Genomic DNA, 19,119 nt, shown 5'->3' on the forward strand with positions numbered 1-19,119 from the left:
CTCAGCGGCTGCCGGCATCCCGCGCCGGCAGCGTCAGCAAGAAGGCGTGCAGGCCGCGCATGTCGACATCATTCAGCTGAGACAGCGACGCGAACGGCATCACCGCGATCGCCGAGCCGTCAGGGCGCTTGCCGCTCCTCATCATCGCGATGAAGGCGTCGGCACCGGCGTAACCCGCCATCGCGCTGCCCCGGCCGGGCGTCAGGTTGGCCGCTGCCGGCCAGTCCGGCGGGCCGCCGGGGATCTTGCCGCCACCGTAGCCCTCCCCGTGGCAGCCCACGCACATCTGCGCCACGTAGCGGCCGTGCGCCGCCGTCGGGCCTTCCGGCACCGGGGCGGGCGGCGGCAGGCTGTGGTCGATCTTGGCCGCGGCGTCCTGGATCAGACCCAGGCCGTAGAACACCCGCACCGGCGGCGGGAGCTGCAGCACCGCCGTCTGGCCGTCCACCGGCGGAAGCTGTCTCGCATGGGCGATCAGCGCACCAAGGTCGGCGTCGGTGAGGCGGTTGTAGTCCTCGCTGGGCATGATCATCAGCGGCCGGCCATCGGGCTTGAGGCCGTGGCGGATGGCGCGCGCCCAGTCCTCGACGCGGTAGGCCGTCGTCACCGAGCCCGGTCCGGCACTGATGTGGGGCGCGACGACGAGCAGCCCGCCGCTGTCGATGACCTTGCGCCCGCCGCCGTCCGCGCCATGACACTCGGCGCAGCCGCGCGAGTTGAAGAGGTAGCGGCCGCGCTCCAGCGCAGCGGCCTCGGTGGGCAGGACCAGCGGTGCGATGCTCACATCGACGCGGCGGGACATCTTGCGCTCGGCCTGCAGCCAGCCGGTGGCCGCGAAGGCGATGACGACGACCACGGCCAGGCCGATGACGATGCCCAGCCACTTCAGGAACTTGCCCATTCCCTCTCCTCGCCGCGGCGCCTCACCGCGCGACGGGACTATGGCTCAGGCCCTCAGGGCCGCCACTGCGGACAAACGCGCGGCCCGACGGGCCGGCACCCAGACGGCCAACTGGCCCAGCGTCCACAGCGCCAGTGCGCCGGCGGGCAGGTAGACCCAGGGCAGGCGCGGCAGCTCGTAGCTCTGCATCAGCAACTGGCTCAGGGCCCAGGCGCCACCCAGCCCGATGACGACGCCGGTGGTCGTCAGCAGCAGGTTCTCGAGCTGGAAGTAGCGCAGGATCTGGCCTTGCGTGGCGCCCAGGGCACGGCGCGTGCCGATCATGCGGGTGCGCTGCTGCACCCAGAAGCTGGCCAGGCCCACGATGCCCATGGCCGTGACCAGCAGCAGCGCCACGCAAACGCCGCCCATCAGCCAGGCCATCGCACGGTCCTGGGCATAGAAGGAGGCACGCATGGTGGTCAGCGGCCGGCCTTGCGTCACGACGCGGCCCCGCCCGCCCTCTTCCAGCACGGCGGTCGCGGCCTTGATCTGCGCGTCCAGCCGGCCAGGCTCGGCACGGATGACGTAGGACCCGCCGCCGCGCAGCGGCAGGATCATCGCGGCGCCGCCGCCGTCACCCCGTGCCCGGTGCAGCTGCGTGTGCGTCAGCGTCTCGACGACGCCGACGATGGTCGACGGCGAGCTGCCGAAGACGTAGACCGTCTTGCCCACGGACGTCTGGCCGGGGAAGAGCCTGTCGGCCATCACCTTGTTGATGATCAGCTGGCCGATCCTGGGTTCGGAAACGCTGAAGGCCTGGAAGTTGTCGAGGATCTCGTCGGCCGTGAAGTTGCGGCCCTCCAGCAGCTTCAGCCCGAAGGTCGGCAGCAGCTGGTCGTCGGCCGCGTACTGCGACGCGCTGATGCGCTGCCCGCGGTTGTCCGGCTCCAGCGACACGCCGCTGTTGTTGCTGTTGTTGCCGTAGACGATCTGGTTGACCACCGTGGCGGACTTGACGCCGGGCAGCGCGCGCAGCCGCGTCAGGTCCTCCGCCACGATAGACCCGGTGCTCTCGGGCGGCTGCGGCCGGCTGGCGCGCAGGTTGAGCACGGCCAGCTCGGACTCCACCAGGCCGCTGTCGGTGTTCAGCGCCTCGATGCGGGTCTGGATCAGGTGCAGCGCATTGGTGACGATGGTGCAGGACAGCGCCACCTCCAGCACGATGAGGCCGGCCGCGATCTTGTGGCGGCGCAGCGTGGACAGAATGGGCATCAGGTCTTTCATCACTGCACCTTGAGCTGAACGGCGGGGGTGACGAGGGCGGCGCGCCAGGCGGGCAGCAGGCCGGCCAGCAGGCTGGCCAGCAGGGCCAAGCCCAGCGTCAGGGCCAGCATGGACGCATCGAGCTCGGCCAGGCGGGCGTAGTCGTTGGGGCTCTGGCGCACCAGCCACAGCCCGCCCTGGGCGAACAGCAGGCCCAGCAGCGCGCCGGCCATGCCGAGCAGGCCGGCCTCGACGACGAACTGCTGGAAGATGTCGCCGCGCGTGGCGCCAAGCGCACGGCGCACGCCGATCTCGCCGCTGCGGCGCAGCGTCTTGGCCAGCAGCAGGCCCACCATGTTGACGACGCAGACGGCCAGGAAGCCGAAGGCCAGCCAGGTCTGCAGCCGCACGTCCGCGGGCAGCACCTTCTGCGCACCCAGCCAGTCCATCACGCTGCGCAGGCGCACGTTGGTCGGGCGCTCGAAGCGGCCGGCCTTGCGCTGCGCCTCGGAGTAGGCAACGAGGTAGTCGCGGTAGGCGGCGGCATCCTCGGGCTTGGCGAACTCGACCCAGTACTGGATCCAGGAGCAGCTCGCGTTCAGGTCCAGCGAGCTGCCGCCATTGGCGCCGCGGCCCCAGCAGTTCATGCTGCCCCAGTGCCCCATCTTGAGCGCCATCGCGGTGGAGAAAGGCAGGTAGAAGTCCTCGGTCTCGGTATAGCTGCCCAGCGTCAGGTCCCAGAAGTGGGGCTGCACCTTCCAGGGCTTGAGCACGCCGATGACGCGCAGCGTCTGGCCGCGCACGATGACTTCCTTGCCGATGCTGTTCGCACCGCCGAAGAGCTTGTCGTTCAGATCCGACGAGATGACGGCGACGCGCGCCTCACCCTCGTCGTCGGCGCCCGTCCACGGGCCGCCATAGGACCACGGCGCATCGAACATCGCGAAGAAATCGGCCGACGTGTAGCGCACGCTGGAGAAGATGGGCTTGATCTGCGCGTCGGGCAGCGCCACGGCCGTGTTGAAGCCGCTGGACATGGACTGGCGCATCGCCTTCTTGTCACGCAGCAGGGCCGTCGCGTCGAAACGGGTCAAGTCGAAGTTGGGCTCCTCGCCGGCCCGCCACCCGACCATGTCCGACGCATCCAGCTGCACGTTGAACAGGCGCGCGCTCTTGGCGGGAATGGGGTCGCCGGACAGCACGTGGTAGACGGTCAGTGTCGTCATGCAGGCGCCGATGCCCAGGGCCAGGGCCAGCACCATCAGTACGCTCAGGCCCTTGGCGGCCAGTGTGTTGCGCCAGGCAAGTTCGAGGTAGTGAAGAAACATCAGCGTGTCTCCAGCAAAGCGTTGACGGTGGCGAGCTCGGCGTCGCCCAGCGAGCCGGCGGCCTGGTGCAGGGCCAGCAGCGCCAGCACATGGCGGTGGCGGGCCTGGGTCTGCGCGTTCTGCGCGCCGGCCAGGGTCTGGATGGCCAGCAGCAAGTCGGTGGTGCTGCGCGTGCCCAGCGTCAGGCCGGTGCGCGTGGCCTCCAACGCGCGCTCGGCGGCCTCGACGGCGGCCTGCGTGGATCGCAGCTGCGTGGCACCCTGGCCCACGGCCAGGTACTGGGCGCGTACCTCGCGCAATACGGCCCGGCGGCCCGCCTCGAGCTGCTCGCGCGCGGCGTCGCGCTGGAAGCCGGCGCGGTCGGCTGCGGCAGCCACGGCGCCGCCAGCGAACAAGGGCACGGTCAGGCGCAGGCCGACCGTCGTGGGCGTGTGGCTGGCGTCGAAGGCGGACACGCCGTCACCGCGGCGGCGCGTCGTGTCCACACCCACGCTCAGTGTCGGCAGATGGCCGGCGCGGGCGGCGGAGATGCGCTGCTCGCTGGCCTGCACGTCCAGCTGCAGGGCCTGCAGCTCGGGATTGGCCTGCAGCGCACGCTGGGTCCAGGCCTCGGCATCGTCGGCGAGGGTCTGCGCGGCAAGCTGGCGGCGCAGCGGCTGCAGCGCCTCGGGTGAGGCGCCGGTCAACTGGGCCAGGGCTTCGCGGGCATCGGCCAGGTTGAGCTCGGCAGCCAGCGTGTTGCCGCGAGCCAGCTCGCGGTAGGCACGCGACTGGTCGGCCTCGACCTGGGCCGACAGCCCGGCCTTGAAGCGCGTCTCGGCCTCGCTGACCTGGCGGTCGAAGGCCTCCTCGTTGGCGCGCGCCGTGGCCAGCTGGGCCTGGGCCGACAGCAGGCCGAAATAGGCCTCGGCGACGCGGGCGCGAGCAGCCTGCTCGGCGGCGGCCAGGCGGGCCGACTGGGCCGAGGCCTGGCTGCGGCTGGCATCCCATTCGCGCAGCGCGCCGAGGTCGATGAGGGGTTGGCTGAGGCTGCTGGTCGTCGTGCGCGTGCGGCCCGCGCCGTTCTCGCGCTGCTCGCTGCTCTGCAGGCTCCACTGCGGCAGCAGCGCCGCGCGAGCCTGGCGGGCGGCCGCCTCCTGCGCGCCGTTGTAGGCCGCGGCCTGGCGCAGCAGCGGATCGGCCGCGCGCGCCTGGGCCCAGACCTGCATCAGGTCATCGGCACGGGCGGCGGTGGCCGCTCCGGCGATCCAGGCCAGCCCAAGGACAAGGGTCAAACGACGCATGGGTCAGGCGACGGCAAGGGCCGGGCTCAGCTCGGCGGTCAGATCGACCACCTGGCCGTCGATGACGTGCACGTTGCGCTGTGCGCGGGCGGCCAGCTGCGGGTCATGGGTGACCATGACGATGGTGGCGCCGTCGCGGTGCAGCTCCTCCAGCAGCTCCATGACGCTGCGCGCCATCGCGCTGTCGAGGTTGCCGGTCGGCTCGTCAGCCAGCAGCAGGCGCGGCTCGCCGGCCAGCGCCCGGGCGATGGCCACGCGCTGCTGCTGGCCGCCCGAGAGCTCGCTGGGGTAGTGGCGGCCCCGTGCCGACAGGCCCACGCGGGCCAGCGCCTCGGCGGCACGACGCTTGCGCTCGGCGCCGCCGAAGCCGCGGTAGCGCAGCGGCACCTCGATGTTGTCGAGCACGTTCAGGTCGGGGATCAGGTTGAAGGCCTGGAAGATGAAGCCGATCTTCTGGTTGCGGATGCGCGAGCGCTCGGCATCACCCATGCGGCTGACGTCGATGCCATCCAGCATGTAGCGGCCGGCGCTGAAGGCCTCCAGCAGGCCGGCGATGGTCAGGAAGGTTGTCTTGCCGGAGCCGGACGGACCGGTCACGGCGACGAACTCGCCCTCGTTGACGGTCAGGTTGAAGTCGCGCAGCGCGTAGGTCTCGACCATCTCGGTGCGGTAGACCTTCTGCAGTTTTTCCATCTGGAGCATCGTTCTTCCCCTTGCTTAATCCGCGATCAGGACGCGATCGGCGCCCTTGAAGTTGTCCGATCCGGAGATGACGACACGGTCCCCGGCCGAGAGGCCGGAGATCACTTCGACACGCTCCAGCGAGCGAGCACCCAGCTTGACGGCAACTTTCTCCGCCACGCCGTTGCGCACCACGTAGGCCTGGCTACCACCGCCCTCGTCGACGAAGCTGCCGTTGGCCACGCCCAGCACCTTGTCGCGGCGGTCCAGCAGCACGCGCACCGACAGGCGCTGGTTCTGGCGCAGCTGCTCGGGCTGCTGGCCGTCGAAGCGCAGCCGCGCGCTGACCTCGCCGTTGACGACCTCGGGCGACACCGAGCTGACCCGCCCGGCCCAGCGCTGGCCGTTGCCGCTGATTTCTCCGGGCATGCCCGGCTGCAGCTCGCGGGCGAAGCTCTCGGCCACCTGCATCTGCACCTCCAGCGCCGACAGGTCGACGACCGACAGCAGCTTGGCATCGCGGGCGACGTTGGTGCGGTCGGCGATGAAGAGCTGGCCTACCTGGCCGTCCACCGGCGAGCGCACCTGCAGCTCGGCCACCTGGCGCTCCAGGTCCGCCACCAGCAGCTGCTGGCGCGCCAGCGCGCTTTGCTTGGCCTGCACATCGAGCTTCAGACTGTCGGTCTTGAGGCCGCGCAGGTCGCGGGCCTGGTCCAGCGCCAGCTTGGCCTTGGCCAGCGCGTCCTGGGCGCGCTCGACCTGCATGCGCGCGGTCGCGCCGGCTTCGAAGGCCTGGGTCTGGCGCGCCAGGTCGTTGGCCGCGGTCTGCTGGTCGATGCGGGCGTTCTCATAGGCGCTCTGCAGCGCCGCTGTCTGCTGGCGGGCCTCCACCTCGGCACGGGCCAGGTCGGCCTTGAGCGCGTCGACGTGACTGCGCTCCTGGGCCAGGCGGTTGGTCAGCTCGGGCGAGTCGACGCGGGCCAGCACCTGGTCGCGCTTGACGGGGTCGCCGGCCTGCACGATGAGCGTTACGGTGCCTGCGCCCTGGGCGTAGAGCGTGGGGCTCTGGGCGGCGACGACGCGGCCCTCGCCGGCGACGTCACGCGTCAGCGGCGCGACGTCGACGGTGGCCACTGACAGCCGCGCGGCACTGACGGCCGAATCGGCGGACAGAGCCTGGCGCAGGCGTCCGCCGCCGAGCACCAGCGCGACGGCTATGACGACGGCGCCGCCGGCCAGCAGCGGCCAGCGCCGGGACTTGGGAGCGAGCAGCCGGTCCTGCTCGGAGGTGTCGCGAAAGCCAGTGTTCATGCACGGCTTTTCGCAAGCCGCGTGCCAGCAACCCGAACCTTAAGAATCAATAACTTAGCAACGCATCATCTGTCCGCGGACAGCGCGCGGACAGTCCGAACGCCCGCCGGTCGGCCCACAGGTCAGCCCGCTGCGACCAGGAAGCAATAGGCCAGCACGGCCACCGACAGGCAGATACCGAACAAGGGGAACGCGGTTCGCATCATCTCGTTCTCCAGCCAAACGCCACCGCGCCTCTCAGGTGCGCAGCAGCTTGTCCGCATAACGCCAAGTTTGCGGGCCTTGCGGAAACACTGCCGCCAGCGCGGTCTCCGACAGTCCCAGGTGTCGCTGCAGCAGTGGCGCCAGGACCTGGCGGAAGTCCGTGCGCACGGCAAGGTCTCGGCCGTCGGCCAGGGCGCCAGCATCCAGGCCCGGCCATTCACCCAGCACCTGGCCGCCGGCCACCGGGCCGCCCAGCAGCCAGATGACGTTGCCGCGGCCATGGTCGGTGCCGCCGTTGCCGTTCTGGCGCAACGTGCGGCCGAACTCGCTGGCGACGACGATGACGGTGTCCTGCAACGCGTCCCCCAGCCCTTCGCTGAGTGCGTCCAGGCCAGCGCCGAGGCTGGCCAGGCGGTTGGCCAGCTGGCCACGCGCGGCACCCTGGTTGACGTGCGTGTCCCAGCCGCCGACGGACGTGAAGGCGAGCTGGGTGTGCGGGTCCTTGCGAATCAGCTGGCCCAGGCGGTGAGCGTCGGCCGCGAAGCTGCGCGCGGACGGCGCACCGGCATCAGCGCTCGGATCCATCGCACGCGGCTCGGCCGCCGCCATGCTGCGCGCCATCTCGCCGCGGCCCTCGGTCGTGTCGCGCAGCGTGCCGCTGAGCGGCGCGTCGCCGGCGTAGAGCCGGGTCAGGCTGGCCTGCATCCGCGGGTTGTCGATGGCGCGGCGCTGCATCGCGTTGGGGCCCAGCCCCAGGCTGGCGACGCTGGCCGTGCCCGCAAAGATGCGCGGCGGTGTCTGCCCCATGCTGATCGCCCGCGTGGGCGCCGGCTCGCCGGGCAGCCCGGCCAGCAGCCGGTTCATCCAGCCGTCGGGCGTGGACTTGCGGCCCGGCGTGCCGGATTCGAAATAGTCCTGGGCGTCGAAGTGCGAACGCGTCGGGTCCGGCGAGCCGCTGGCGTGCACGAAAGCGAGCTGCCCCCCATCCCAGCGGCGCTTGAGGGCGCCGAGCGCCGGGTGCAGGCCAAACAGCGAGTCGAGCCTGAGGAGTCCGTCTTCGGCGCCGGGCGGGGGCAGTGCAATCTGCGGGCGGTTGGCGGCGTATTCGCGCTCGCCATAGGGCGCAACGACCGACAGGCCGTCCACCGCCCCGCGCAGCATGACGACGACGAGCTTGCGCTGGGCGATCTCGCCCTGCGCCTGCACCAGGGACGGCGGCAGGCCGGCCAGCGTGAAGGCGCCGAAATGCAGGAGTTGGCGGCGGAGCATGGTCAGGTCCTCAACGCTTCATGAAATCGGGGCTGGCAAGCAGCAGCGCGACCTGCTGCGCCGGCGGTTCCGCAGCGAGCGTGCGGCGCGTGGGCTCGCTGAGGGAGGCGCCCAGCGTGGCTCCCAGCCGCTGCGGGCTGACGCCGCTGCGCTGGCCCAGCGTCGTCGCGAGCTGCACCCGCTGCGTCAGCGCCTCGGGATTGCGCCAGGCGGCGGCCGTGTTCTTGTAGCCGTCGGGCGTGGCCGCGCCGAACAGCGGCTGGCCCGCCTGGGCCAGCGCGGCCAGCAGGTTCTGCGGGTTGGCGGGCGGCAGGTCCAGCGCGCGCAGGCTGGACAACAGGTACTGGTAGGGCGTCTTGAACTTGGCCTGGTAGGCCTCGCGGCTCCAGAACTCGTCGGCGCGGAGCAGCGTGCGCGTGAACTCGCGCAGGTCGCCGCCGGTGGCGCTGAAGTTGTCCGCCAGCCGGGTGACGAGGGCCGGCGGCGGCTCGTCGGCGACGAAGGCCTGGGCGAACTTGAAGGCCAGGTGGCGGGCCGTGGCCGGGTGGGTGGCGAGCACGTCCAGCGCCCGCTCGCCCTCGGCCTGGCCGGTCGCCTTCACCACCTGGCCCAGCCAGGTCTTGGCTCCGGTGTCGTGCTTGCGCGCATCGAAGGCGAAGAGGTCGCCGGAGCCGCCGACCAGGGCCTTGCGCGAGTCCAGGCCCCAGCCGGTCAGCATGCGTGCCAGCTCGGTCACGTCGCGCTGGGTGTAGCCGCCGTCCACGCCCAGCGTGTGCAGCTCCATCAGCTCGCGGGCGTAGTTCTCGTTCAGCCCCTGCGGCAGCCGCGCCTTGAGCTCGGGCCGCTGGTCCAGCAGCCGGCGCGCGCGCTGCGGCGGCTGGTAGCCGGCGACCACGCTCTGGGCGTTGTCGAGATAGATCAGCATCGCCGGATGCCTGGCGGTGGCACCCAGCATGTCGCGGAACCGCCCGAGCACGTGCGGCCGGATGGCGCGCTGCTCGTAGTCGGCAACCAGGATGCCGACCGCATTCTTGCCGGCGAAGACGTTGAAGTGGTTGAACCAGAACTCGGCCAGCACCTCCTCCAGCTGCGCCGGGCTCTGCAGCGCGCGCGACAGCCGGGCCGCCCCGGCCTGGACGACGAGGGGGCGCACCTTGTCGCGCACGGCATTCAGCGCATCGGCATCTGGCGTCATGCCCCCGGCCTTCTCGCGGCGTGCCTCACGCGCCGCCTTGACGGCCTCGCGATAGCGGCCGAGCAGCTCGGCCTGGCCCAGATGGAGCACCTCGAGCCCGGCCAGCGTGGCGCTGAGGCCCTCCGGCTGCGGCAGGCGGCGCGGCTCCAGCTGCTCGCCCAGGAAGCGCTCCAGCCAGGGGCCTGCACCCTGGGCGGCGATGGCCGCCGCGTCAGCCGGGCACGGGCCATAGCCGAGGCGGTTCAGGGCATGCAGGGCGCGCTCGTCGGCGCTCAGCGGTGCATTTGCCAACGCGGCGGCCGGGGCGCGCCGGGCCAGCATCATGGCCCCGGCGAGTGCGGCGCCACTGCCAAGCACGAAGCGGCGGTTCCTCATGACGATCTCCGGTGTCTTGCGCCGAAGAATCGCCGGGATCACACAAGGCCTTGTGGCCGATGCGCAAAGATTTGTGTCAGCGGGGGCGGATGCGCCCGCCCCCAAGGCGCGCGCTGCGGCGACGGGCCCGGCCGGCTCACCTGTCCAGCCAGTGCTCCAGGCTGCGCAGGGTGGCGGCCACGTCCAGCGGCTTGGTCCAGTAGCCGTCGTAGCCATGGCTGCGTGCCAGCTGGGCGGCGACAGACTCGGACTCCGCCGTCACCAGGAGGGCCGGCACGCTCTCGGGCAGGCCTTCGGCGCGCAACTGCGCCAGCAACCCGTCCCCACCGACGTCGGGCAGGTGCAGGTCGCACAGCAGCAGGTCGACACGACCCTGGATGACGAGGCGCCGTGCCTCGGCACCGCTGCGCGCGACCTGCAGGCTGCAGCCCGGCCGCAGCTCGAGGATGCCCTGCATCAGCATCGCGTTGACCGGATCGTCCTCCACGTAGAGGACCTGTCGCGTCGTCATGCCGTCTCCTTCAGCAGCATGCGGCACGCCGCATGGGGTGAAGGCGAGTGGAGTGGCATTTCCGACGGACGATGAGCATGGCAGGGAACGGAGATATTTGACGGCATTGTCAAATCTATTGGCGGCGCCGATCAATACACCCGCCCTCAAGCGGGGGGTGGGTCCTCGGCGCCTGCACGCCGCTAACGCGGCAACAGCATCAACACGCCCAGCACCAGGAAGACCGCATGCAGGGCACGCTGGAACACCGCAGCCGGCAGGCGCTCGCGCCAGCGCGCGCCCAGGCCCATGCCGCCCCAGGCAGCTCCCAGGGCCACGGCGACCGCCAGCAGGCTCGGCGGCGCCGCCATATCCGCGCCCAGGCGCACCGCGAGTGCGAGCGAGGCCAGCGTGAAGCTGATGCCCAGCGCCTGTATCAGCGCCGCGCGCGGCAGCCGCAGCGCCTGCAGATAGGGCACCAGCGGCATCACGAAGACGCCCGTGGCCGCGCTCAGCGCGCCGCCGACGCTGCCGGCAAGCAGCCCCAGCCAGCCGGCGTACGCGCCCACGGCCGGCAAGCCCGGCCGGGCCAGGCCGAACAGGCCGTACCCCACCAGCACGACACCCAGTGCCCTGCGTGCCAGGCCACTGCCCAGGCCCAGCAGCGGCGCCGCCAGCGTGCCCAGCAGCAGGCCCAGCCACAGCGGCCAGAGCCTGCGCAGCAGCTGCGCCCCATGTGGGCCCATGCACTGGGCCACATTGGTCAGCAGCGCCGGCAGCAGCATCAGCGCCGCCGCCGCCGCGGCCGGCAGTTGCAGGCTCAGCAGCGCCATCGCCAGCGTGGGCAGGCCCATGCCCGAGACCCCCTTCACGAAGCCCGCCAACAAGAAGGTGGCCGCCACCCACGCCAGCACGCCCCAGCCCATCCCGTCAGCGACAACCTGCATGCCGGCATCGTCGGCGCCTCCCGCGCGCGCGTCCATCGCCCGATGCCGCGCATATCCTCCGGCCCTGCCGAAGGATGACGGCCATGACCGAGCGCAACCCGCACCACCGCATCGACCCTTTCGACCTGCGCCTGTTCGCCGCGGTGGCCGAGGCCGGCACGATCACGGCCGGCGCCCGCGCCGTCCACCTGTCGTTGGCGGCGGCCAGCGCGCGGCTGCAGGCGCTGGAGCAGGCCATGGGCACGACGCTGATGCGGCGCGCCAAGACCGGCGTCACGCTGACCGATGCCGGGCGCACGCTGCTGAGCCATGCCGGCCGGCTGCAGCGCGAGATGGATGCCCTGCATGCCGGCATGGCGGCCCATGCCCAGGGCGTGCGCAGCACCGTACGGCTGATGTGCAACACCGCGGCGATCAGCGAGCACCTGCCGCCGCTGCTGGGGCCCTTCCTCGCCGCGCATCCGCAGCTCGACATCGAGCTGTGCGAGCTGGACAGCCTGGATGTGTTGTTCGCACTGCGCCGCCAGCGCGCCGACCTCGGCATCGTGGCCGACTACGTCGCGACCGAAGGCCTGTCGACGCGGCCCTTGTGCGAGGACCGGCTCGTCGCGGTGGCGCCCGCCGCGCTGGCACGCGGCCTGCCGCGCACACTGACCTTTGCGGGACTGCTGGAGCTGCCCTTCGTCGGCCTGCCCGAGGAGGCCGGACTGAGCCGCTTCCTGCAGGCCCGCGCGCTGCGGCACGGGCGCGACCTGCACCATCGCGTGCGCGTGCAGGGCTTCGACGCGCTGATGCGCCTGGTGGCTGACGGCGTGGGCGTGGCCGTCGTGCCCGCGTCGACAGCCGAACGGCTGGCCGGCCCGCGCGTACGCGTCAGGCCGCTGGACGACGCCTGGGCCGCGCGGCGCCTGCTCGTCTGCTTCGGGGCGCCCGAGACCCTGGCGCCCGGCGCGGCGGCACTGCTGGAGGCTCTGGCCCCGCGCTGAACAGCCCCAGCACACGCCAGGACGTTCTGCATCGGCTACACCCTCGCCCATCCCCACCGAAAGGCAAGCCATGGACCTGCAACTGAAGAACCGCCTCGCCCTCGTCTCCGGCAGCACCGCCGGCATCGGCCACGCCATCGCCCAGTCTCTGGCGGCGGAGGGCGCGCGCGTCATCGTCAACGGCCGCCGGCAGGCGGCGGTGGACGAAGCCGTCGCCAGCATCGAGGCCGCCACCGGCAACCGTCCGCTGGGCTTTGCCGGCGACCTGAGCCAGCCGGATGTGGCCGAGGCCCTGGTCCGGCAGCACCCGGGCATAGAGATCCTCGTCAACAACCTCGGCATCTTCGAGCCCAAGGCCTTCGAGGAGATCCCCGACGCCGACTGGCTGCGCTTCTTCGACGTCAACGTGCTCAGCGGCGTGCGCCTGGCGCGGCTGGTGCTGCCCGCCATGAAGGTCGCCGACTGGGGCCGCATCGTCTTCATCTCCAGCGAGAGCGCGGTGCAGATCCCGGCGGAGATGATCCACTACGGCATGACCAAGACGGCCCAGCTCGCCGTGTCGCGCGGCCTGGCCGAGTCGCTGGCCGGCACGGGCATCACGGTCAACAGCGTGCTGCCCGGCCCGACGCGCTCCCGCGGCGTGAACGACTTCGTCGAGCAGCTCGCGCAGTCCGAGGGCAAGAGCTTCGCCGACTTCGAGAAGGAGTTCTTCGAGAAGGTGCGGCCGACGTCGCTGATCAAGCGCTTCTCGACGCCGCAGGAGGTGGCAGCCCTGGTGACCTACGTCGTCAGCCCGCTGGCCTCGGCCACGACCGGCGCCGCGCTACGCGTGGACGGCGGCACGACCAAGAGTGCGTTCTAGCCGGCTCGCCCCAAAATCCCGTCTCCCCCGCTTCCCCCGCCCTGCATGCGCCTGCTCCTCGTAGAAGACGACCCCATGATCGGCGAGAGCCTGCGCGAGGCGCTGCGCCGCCAGGGCTTCGCGGCCGACTGGGTGCGCGATGGCCTGGCGGCGGACGCGGTGCTGTCCAGCGGCGAGCGCTTCGACGCCGTCCTGCTGGACCTGGGCCTGCCCAAGCGCGGCGGCCTCGATGTGCTGCGAAGCCTGCGCGCCCGCGGCGATGCAACGCCGGTGCTCGTGATGACCGCGCGCGACGCGCTGACCGACAAGGTCGCCGGGCTGGACGCCGGCGCCGACGACTACCTCGTCAAGCCCTTCGAGCTGGATGAGCTGCTCGCCCGGCTGCGCGCCGTCACGCGCCGCCACGGCGGGCGCGCCGACACCGCACTGGCCGTGGCCGACCTGCGGCTGGACCCGGCCACTCGCGAGGTCACGCGTGCAGGCCGGCCCATCCTGCTGTCGGCGCGCGAGTTCGCACTGCTGCAGGCGCTGCTGGAGCGCCCGGGCGCGATCGTGTCGCGTGCGCAGCTGGAGGACCGCCTCTACGGCTGGGGCGAGGAGCTGGAGAGCAACGCCATCAGCGTCTACATGCACCAGCTGCGCAAGAAGCTCGGCGCCGACCTCCTGCACACCGTTCGCGGCCTGGGCTACTACGCCGGCCCGGAGAAGGCATGAAGCTGCTCTCCACCCTGCGCGGACGCCTGTTCGCGCTGCTCGCGGTGCTGGGTGCCGTGACCGCCCTGGCCGTGGGCGGCGCCACCTATTTCAGCGTACGCGCCGAGGCCGACGAGCTGTTCGACTACCAGCTGCGCCAGACGGCGCTGTCGCTGCGAGACCAGGGCCGCATCGCTGGCGACGAGGCCGCGGCACTGGCCGACCCGAGCTTCGACTATGTCGTGCAGATCTGGTCACTGCAGGGGCTGGAGCTGTATTCCAGCCGTCCCCAAGGCCTGACCGAGCCGCTGCCGGCGCGCGCCGTGCTGGGCTTCTCCAACCTGCGCCTGGGCGGGCAGGACTGGCGCGTGTTCAGCGCCGCCACGCCGCTGCGCGTGGTGCAGGTGGCCCAGCCGCTGGCGGTGCGGCAAAAGCTCGCGGCACTGGCGGCGCTGCGCAGCATCACGCCGGTGGCGCTGGCCCTGCCGCTGGTGGCCGCAGCCGTGTGGTGGCTGATCGGCGTCTCGCTGGCGCCGCTGGCGCGTGTCGTCCATGCCGCCCAGGCCGGCGGCGCCAACGCGCTGGATGCCCTGCCCACGGCAGGCCTGCCCGGCGAGATCGCACCGCTGGTGGAGTCCTTCAACGGCCTGCTCGGGCGGCTGGCGACGGCCTTTGACGCGCAGCGCAGCTTCGTCGCCGACGCCGCCCACGAGCTGCGCACGCCGCTGACGGCGTTGAAGCTGCAGCTGGGCCTGCTGCGCGACTCGGCGCCCGGCGAACAGCAGGACGCCGCCATCGCGCGGCTGCGCGGCGGCATCGACCGCGCCGTGCACCTCGTGGAGCAGTTGCTGGCCCTGGCCCGCGCCGAGCCCGGCGCGCACGCGGCCGACCTGCCATTGGACCTGGCCGAACTGGCCCGCCAGGCCGTGGCCGACGTGCAGCCGCTCGCCGAAAAGGCCGGTGTCGCCCTCAGCGTGACGGCACCTGACCCGCTGCCGCTCGAGGGCGATCCCCAGGCCCTGCGCGGCGCGCTGCGCAACCTCATCGACAACGCGGTGAAGTACGGCGCGCGCACGGTGCAGGTGAGCGCGCTGCGCGGCAACCGCGGCGCCCCGCTGCTGCGCGTGGACGACGACGGCCCGGGCATCCCGCTGGAGGCGCGCGAGCGCGTCTTCGACCGCTTCCAGCGCGGCGAAGGCGAGGGTGGCGCAGGCATCGAGGGCAGCGGCCTGGGCCTGGCCATCGTGCGCGCTGCCGCGCGCCAGCAGGGCGCGCAGGCAAGGCTGGCGGATTCGCCGCTGGGCGGGCTGCGTGCGGAGATGGCCTGGCCGGCCTAGGCGGGGCTCAGCGGCCGGCGACAGCGTGCGCGCGGCGCTGCCAGCGCTCGACGTCGCTGACGACCCGGTCCCAGGCCGCCCGGTCGTAGGTCACGGCAGCGAAGAGGTTGTCCTGGGTCGGCCGCTGCCTGACGGCGGTGCTGGCAAGTGCCTGCAGCGCCTCATGCGCCGCCGCCACGCAGCCCTTCAGGTCGGCGAAGGTCGAGGCGACACGATGGAACAACACGCCGCGATGCAGCTCCGTGGCCTTCATCGAAGGCGCTTCCGTCGCCCTCAGGAAGATGCGCGCCTGGCCGTCGCCAAGCAGCTCGACGCAGAACTCGCGGCGCCAGCCGGTCAGGGTCTGCTCGGTAGTCAGGGTAATTGGGGTCTCGTCAACTTGCAGGGTCATCCTGCGAGTCTGCACGACGTCCGCACCACGGCGCCTGCGGATGTATCGCGATGCTTCGCGCCCCACCGGATGCTCACGGGGTGAAGATGTCCTCGCGTTCACCCAAGGCGGCGACAAGTTGCGCGCTGTTTCCTGCCAAGATGGCGACATGACATCCGCTTACACCTCCCTGCGGCGCCTTGCCGCCCTCACGCTGCTGGCCGTCGGCAGCCTCGCCCAGGCCGGCACGGCCATCGTCATCGGCGGCGCACTGAAGAGTGACAACGACGCCGTCTGGCAGCGCATCGTCGACGAGTCGGGCGGCGCGGGTGCGCGCATCGCCGTGTTCGCGACGGCCGCCGGCAACCCGGAGCGCAGCGCCGGCCTCATAGTCGCCGCGCTGAACCGCCACGGCGCCAAGGCCGAGGCCATCCCGGTCGCGCCGCGCCTGAAGGACGTGGACCTGCAGTCCAGCCTCAACGACCCGGCGCTGATCGCCAAGGTCGCATCCTCCCGCGGCGTGTTCTTCTCCGGCGGCGCGCAGGAATACATCGTCGACACGCTGCAGCCCGGTGGCGAGCCCACGGCCATGCTCAAGGCCATACGCCAGGTCTTCGATGGCGGTGGCGTCGTGGCCGGCACCAGCGCCGGCGCGGCCATCATGAGCCACATGATGTTCCGCGACGCGCCGGACAACATGCAGATCCTCAAGGGCCAGTGGCGCGACAAGCGCGAGTACGACCGGGGCCTGGGCCTGGTGGGGCCCGAGCTGTTCGTGGACCAGCACTTCCTCAAGCGCGGCCGCATCGGCCGCATGCTGCCGGCCATGCGGGCCTTCGGCTACACGCTGGGACTGGGCGTGGAGGAGGACTCGGCAGCCATCGTCAAGGGCAGCGAGGTCGAGATCGTCGGCGCGCGCGGCGCGCTGCTGGTGGACCTGTCCGAGGCCAGCAGCGACGCCAAGCTGCCGGCCTTCAACCTGCGCGGTGCGCTGCTCAGCTACCTGGACCGCGGCGACCGCCACGACCTCAAGACCGGCATCACGACGCCCGCCGCGCACAAGCTGCGCGAGCCCCGCATCGACCCGGCCGCGAGCGACTACAAGCCCGTGCGCCGCTTCGACAACTACTTCCTCGACATCCTCGGCGACGGCAGCATCGTCACGGCCATGGCCCAACTGCTCGAAGGCCCCACGACCGAGGTGCGCGGCCTGGCCTACCGCGCCAAGCCCCGGCCCGGCGACCTGTCGCCCGAACTGGGGTTCGAGTTCCGCCTCTACAGGGGACCGGGCACGGTGGGCTGGCTCAGTGGTGCGCTGGGCAGCGACGACTACACGGTGCTGAAGACCCGCCTGGACGTCATCCCGGTGCGCATGGCCAGCCCGCTTTTCACGCCGCTCGCCCCGACGCCTTAACGTTCGCCTCATCTTGGCCTCATCGGCCCCTCATGCAGGCTCCCTAGAGTGCCCTGCAACGGCTGCACCGCAGCCTGCATGAGGAGTGAACGATGACCCGCACCGCCAAGACCGCATTGACCGCCTCGGCCGCCGCGCTGCTCGCCGCCGGCGTGACGATCACCACCGGCGCCTCGGGCTGGACGCTGCCGACCTGGCTGCAGAACAAGGCCCCGAGCGCCACGCCCGCGAGCGGCGACGCCCCCATCAGCCCGACACCCGTCGCGGCCGCCGCGGCAGTCGTGGCTGCGCCCGCCGCCGCGCTGCCGCCGGCCCAGCTGCCCAACTACCGCGCCATCGTGCAGACCCAGGGGCCGGCCGTCGTCGGCATCACCGTGGCCGGCCTGCACAAGGTCAGCGCCGAGGACGACGCCCAGACGCAGCAAGGCCTGGACGACGACCCCTTCTTCCGCTTCTTCCGCGGCGTGCCAGGCCTGCGCATGCAGCCACGCAGCGCGCAGCCGTTCCGTGGCCAGGGCTCGGGCTTCATCATCAGCAGCGACGGCCTGGTGCTGACCAACGCCCACGTCGTGCGCGACGCCAAGCAGGTCACCGTCAAGCTCAGCGACCGCCGCGAGTTCTCAGCCCAGGTGCTGGGCAGCGACCCGGCCACCGACATCGCGGTGCTCAAGATCGACGCCAAGGGCCTGCCCGCCGTGCAGCTCGGCGACCCGCGCCAGGTGCAGGTGGGCGACTATGTGCTGGCCATCGGCGCGCCCTACGGCTTCGAGCAGACAGCCACCCAGGGCATCGTCAGCGCCAAGAGCCGCTCGCTGCCGGGCGACAGCGTCGTGCCCTTCATCCAGACCGACGCGGCCGTGAACCCCGGCAACTCCGGCGGCCCGCTGTTCGACGCCTCGGGCCGGGTCGTGGGCGTCAACGCGCAGATCTACTCGCAGAGCGGCGGCTTCCAGGGCCTGGCCTTCGCCATCCCGGTGGACGTGGCGCTGAAGGTGAAGGACCAGATCGTCGCCCATGGCAAGGTCGAGCATGCCCGCCTGGGCGTCACGCTGCAGGACCTGTCCGCGCCGCTGGCCGCGTCCTTCGGCCTGGGCTCGCCGGACGGTGCGCTGGTGTCCAGCGTCATGCCCGACAGCGCCGCCGCCAAGGCGGGGCTGAAGGCCGGCGATGTCATCACCGCCGTCGACGGCGAGGCCGTGCACGTGGCGGGCGATGTGTCCAGCCGCGTGGGCCTGGCCCGCCCCGGCGACAAGCTCAAGCTGGAGTTCTGGCGCGACAAGAGCCGCCTCAGCGAGACCGTGGCCCTGGGCCGCGCCGACAAGGACGTGCAGGAAGCCAGCGCCGCGCCAGAGCGTGGCTCGCTGGGCCTGGCGCTGCGGCCGCTGGAGCGCCAGGAGCTGCGCGGTTCCGGGCTGGATCACGGCCTGCTGATCGAACGCGTGACCGGCCCCGCGCAACTGGCCGGCGTGCAGCCGGGTGACGTGCTGCTGGCACTGAACGGCAAGCCGGTGCAGGACATCGACCAGGTGCGTGCCGCGATGAAGGACAAGCCCAAGCAGGTCGCCCTGCTGGTGTCGCGCGACGGGCAGCAGATCTTCGTGCCCGTGCGCCTGGGCTGACTTCCCGGGCCGGCACGGCCGGCCCGTTCTCCGCCCGACGGCAGTGCCACCGGGCCTCACTCCTCAAGGAGTCCATGATGACGACACGTCGTTTCTCTCCCGCCTTCCTCCTCGCCCTGGCAGCCACCGCCGGCTCCGCGCAGGCCGCCACGACGGCACATCCCCGGACCACCCCACCCGCCGTGGCGCGCTCGCTGGCCCAAGGCCAGCACATCGACATCGAGCTGCGCCATGGCCGGCTGACGCTGGCGCAGGCCAACGCGCTGCAGGACGCCAGGGCCCTGCAGGAGCAGCAGGCCCGCAGCCTGGCGACGGGCCCGTCGGGCACCGACGCCGCGCTGGCGCTGAGCCACCAGCAGGACCTCCTGGACTGGGCCATCCGCAGCGGCGACACGCAGTTCCTGTCGGCGCACGGCTCCTGATTCGCCGCAGCGGCGTCGGGGCCGGCCACGGCCATCGCCCCACCGGCTCGCTAGCGCCCGTGAAAACTCACCACGGGGCTTGCCCGCGCCGATTCCAGCCCCGGCTGCGCTAGGCTGCGTGCCGTCGCATCACCGCCGCGGAGCCTGGGCTGGAAATCCTCTTCGAACTGCTGGCCGAGCTGCTGTT

Annotated in this window: 18 protein-coding genes; 7 read left to right on the top strand and 11 right to left on the bottom strand. The window is 71.9% G+C overall.

Going from position 1 to position 19,119, the window contains the following annotated elements:
• Position 1 precedes the first annotated feature (1 nt).
• From QM732_RS20565 to QM732_RS20610, 10 genes are all read right to left on the bottom strand, one after another.
• Complete coding sequence (locus tag QM732_RS20565; protein ID WP_415657954.1) at positions 2 to 901, bottom strand: c-type cytochrome; 900 nt, start codon at positions 899 to 901, stop codon at positions 2 to 4.
• 45 nt (positions 902 to 946) lie between these two features.
• A complete protein-coding gene (locus QM732_RS20570; RefSeq protein WP_415657955.1) occupies positions 947 to 2,167 on the bottom strand; it encodes an ABC transporter permease in 1,221 nt (406 codons plus the stop codon).
• On the bottom strand, positions 2,167 to 3,474 hold the full coding sequence (locus QM732_RS20575; RefSeq protein WP_415657956.1) for an ABC transporter permease: 1,308 nt from the start codon (positions 3,472 to 3,474) through the stop codon (positions 2,167 to 2,169). The genes QM732_RS20570 and QM732_RS20575 overlap by 1 nt, the downstream gene beginning before the upstream one ends.
• A complete protein-coding gene (locus QM732_RS20580; protein WP_415657957.1) occupies positions 3,474 to 4,757 on the bottom strand; it encodes a TolC family outer membrane protein in 1,284 nt (427 codons plus the stop codon). The genes QM732_RS20575 and QM732_RS20580 overlap by 1 nt, the downstream gene beginning before the upstream one ends.
• Positions 4,758 to 4,760: 3 nt before the next feature.
• Entirely contained in the window at positions 4,761 to 5,459 is a 699-nt protein-coding gene (locus tag QM732_RS20585; protein ID WP_415657958.1) for an ABC transporter ATP-binding protein, read from the bottom strand.
• Positions 5,460 to 5,474: 15 nt separating this feature from the next.
• On the bottom strand, positions 5,475 to 6,749 hold the full coding sequence (locus QM732_RS20590; RefSeq protein WP_415657959.1) for an efflux RND transporter periplasmic adaptor subunit: 1,275 nt from the start codon (positions 6,747 to 6,749) through the stop codon (positions 5,475 to 5,477).
• A gap of 237 nt (positions 6,750 to 6,986) precedes the next feature.
• Complete coding sequence (locus QM732_RS20595; RefSeq protein ID WP_415657960.1) at positions 6,987 to 8,222, bottom strand: DUF1501 domain-containing protein; 1,236 nt, start codon at positions 8,220 to 8,222, stop codon at positions 6,987 to 6,989.
• Between the two features lie 10 nt (positions 8,223 to 8,232).
• Complete coding sequence (locus QM732_RS20600) at positions 8,233 to 9,792, bottom strand: DUF1800 domain-containing protein (RefSeq protein WP_415657961.1); 1,560 nt, start codon at positions 9,790 to 9,792, stop codon at positions 8,233 to 8,235.
• 136 nt (positions 9,793 to 9,928) lie between these two features.
• Entirely contained in the window at positions 9,929 to 10,303 is a 375-nt protein-coding gene (locus QM732_RS20605; protein ID WP_415657962.1) for a response regulator, read from the bottom strand.
• A 182-nt stretch (positions 10,304 to 10,485) separates the two neighbouring features.
• A complete protein-coding gene (locus tag QM732_RS20610) occupies positions 10,486 to 11,265 on the bottom strand; it encodes a TSUP family transporter (RefSeq protein WP_415657963.1) in 780 nt (259 codons plus the stop codon).
• A gap of 47 nt (positions 11,266 to 11,312) precedes the next feature.
• On the opposite strand from QM732_RS20610, the gene QM732_RS20615 reads away from it, so the two are divergent.
• The 4 genes from QM732_RS20615 to QM732_RS20630 all read left to right on the top strand — a co-directional run bounded on the left by QM732_RS20615 (position 11,313) and on the right by QM732_RS20630 (position 15,107).
• Positions 11,313 to 12,215 carry a LysR family transcriptional regulator gene (locus QM732_RS20615; RefSeq protein WP_415657964.1) on the top strand — a complete coding sequence of 301 codons (903 nt, stop codon included), beginning with the start codon at positions 11,313 to 11,315 and terminating at the stop codon, positions 12,213 to 12,215.
• Between the two features lie 70 nt (positions 12,216 to 12,285).
• Positions 12,286 to 13,077: an SDR family NAD(P)-dependent oxidoreductase gene (locus tag QM732_RS20620; RefSeq protein ID WP_415657965.1), complete on the top strand. Its 792-nt coding sequence runs from the start codon at positions 12,286 to 12,288 to the stop codon at positions 13,075 to 13,077.
• Positions 13,078 to 13,122: 45 nt separating this feature from the next.
• Positions 13,123 to 13,791, top strand: coding sequence for a response regulator (locus QM732_RS20625; RefSeq protein WP_415657966.1), 669 nt, complete (start codon positions 13,123 to 13,125; stop codon positions 13,789 to 13,791).
• On the top strand, positions 13,788 to 15,107 hold the full coding sequence (locus tag QM732_RS20630) for an ATP-binding protein (protein ID WP_415657967.1): 1,320 nt from the start codon (positions 13,788 to 13,790) through the stop codon (positions 15,105 to 15,107). Before QM732_RS20625 ends, QM732_RS20630 begins: the two co-directional genes overlap by 4 nt.
• A 7-nt stretch (positions 15,108 to 15,114) precedes the next feature.
• Here QM732_RS20630 and QM732_RS20635 read toward each other — a convergent pair whose 3' ends face one another.
• Positions 15,115 to 15,498: a hypothetical protein gene (locus tag QM732_RS20635; protein WP_415657968.1), complete on the bottom strand. Its 384-nt coding sequence runs from the start codon at positions 15,496 to 15,498 to the stop codon at positions 15,115 to 15,117.
• A 148-nt stretch (positions 15,499 to 15,646) separates the two neighbouring features.
• Here QM732_RS20635 and QM732_RS20640 point away from each other — a divergent pair, with 148 nt between their 5' ends.
• The 3 genes from QM732_RS20640 to QM732_RS20650 all read left to right on the top strand — a co-directional run bounded on the left by QM732_RS20640 (position 15,647) and on the right by QM732_RS20650 (position 18,932).
• Positions 15,647 to 16,891 carry a cyanophycinase gene (locus tag QM732_RS20640; protein WP_415657969.1) on the top strand — a complete coding sequence of 415 codons (1,245 nt, stop codon included), beginning with the start codon at positions 15,647 to 15,649 and terminating at the stop codon, positions 16,889 to 16,891.
• A 92-nt stretch (positions 16,892 to 16,983) separates the two neighbouring features.
• Positions 16,984 to 18,510 (top strand): Do family serine endopeptidase, encoded by a 1,527-nt coding sequence (locus QM732_RS20645; RefSeq protein WP_415657970.1) that lies wholly within the window; start codon positions 16,984 to 16,986, stop codon positions 18,508 to 18,510.
• 77 nt (positions 18,511 to 18,587) lie between these two features.
• Complete coding sequence (locus tag QM732_RS20650; protein ID WP_415657971.1) at positions 18,588 to 18,932, top strand: hypothetical protein; 345 nt, start codon at positions 18,588 to 18,590, stop codon at positions 18,930 to 18,932.
• Positions 18,933 to 19,119: the final 187 nt, after the last annotated feature.

This window comes from Roseateles sp. (assembly GCF_047654805.1).
GTDB lineage: Bacteria > Pseudomonadota > Gammaproteobacteria > Burkholderiales > Burkholderiaceae_C > Pelomonas.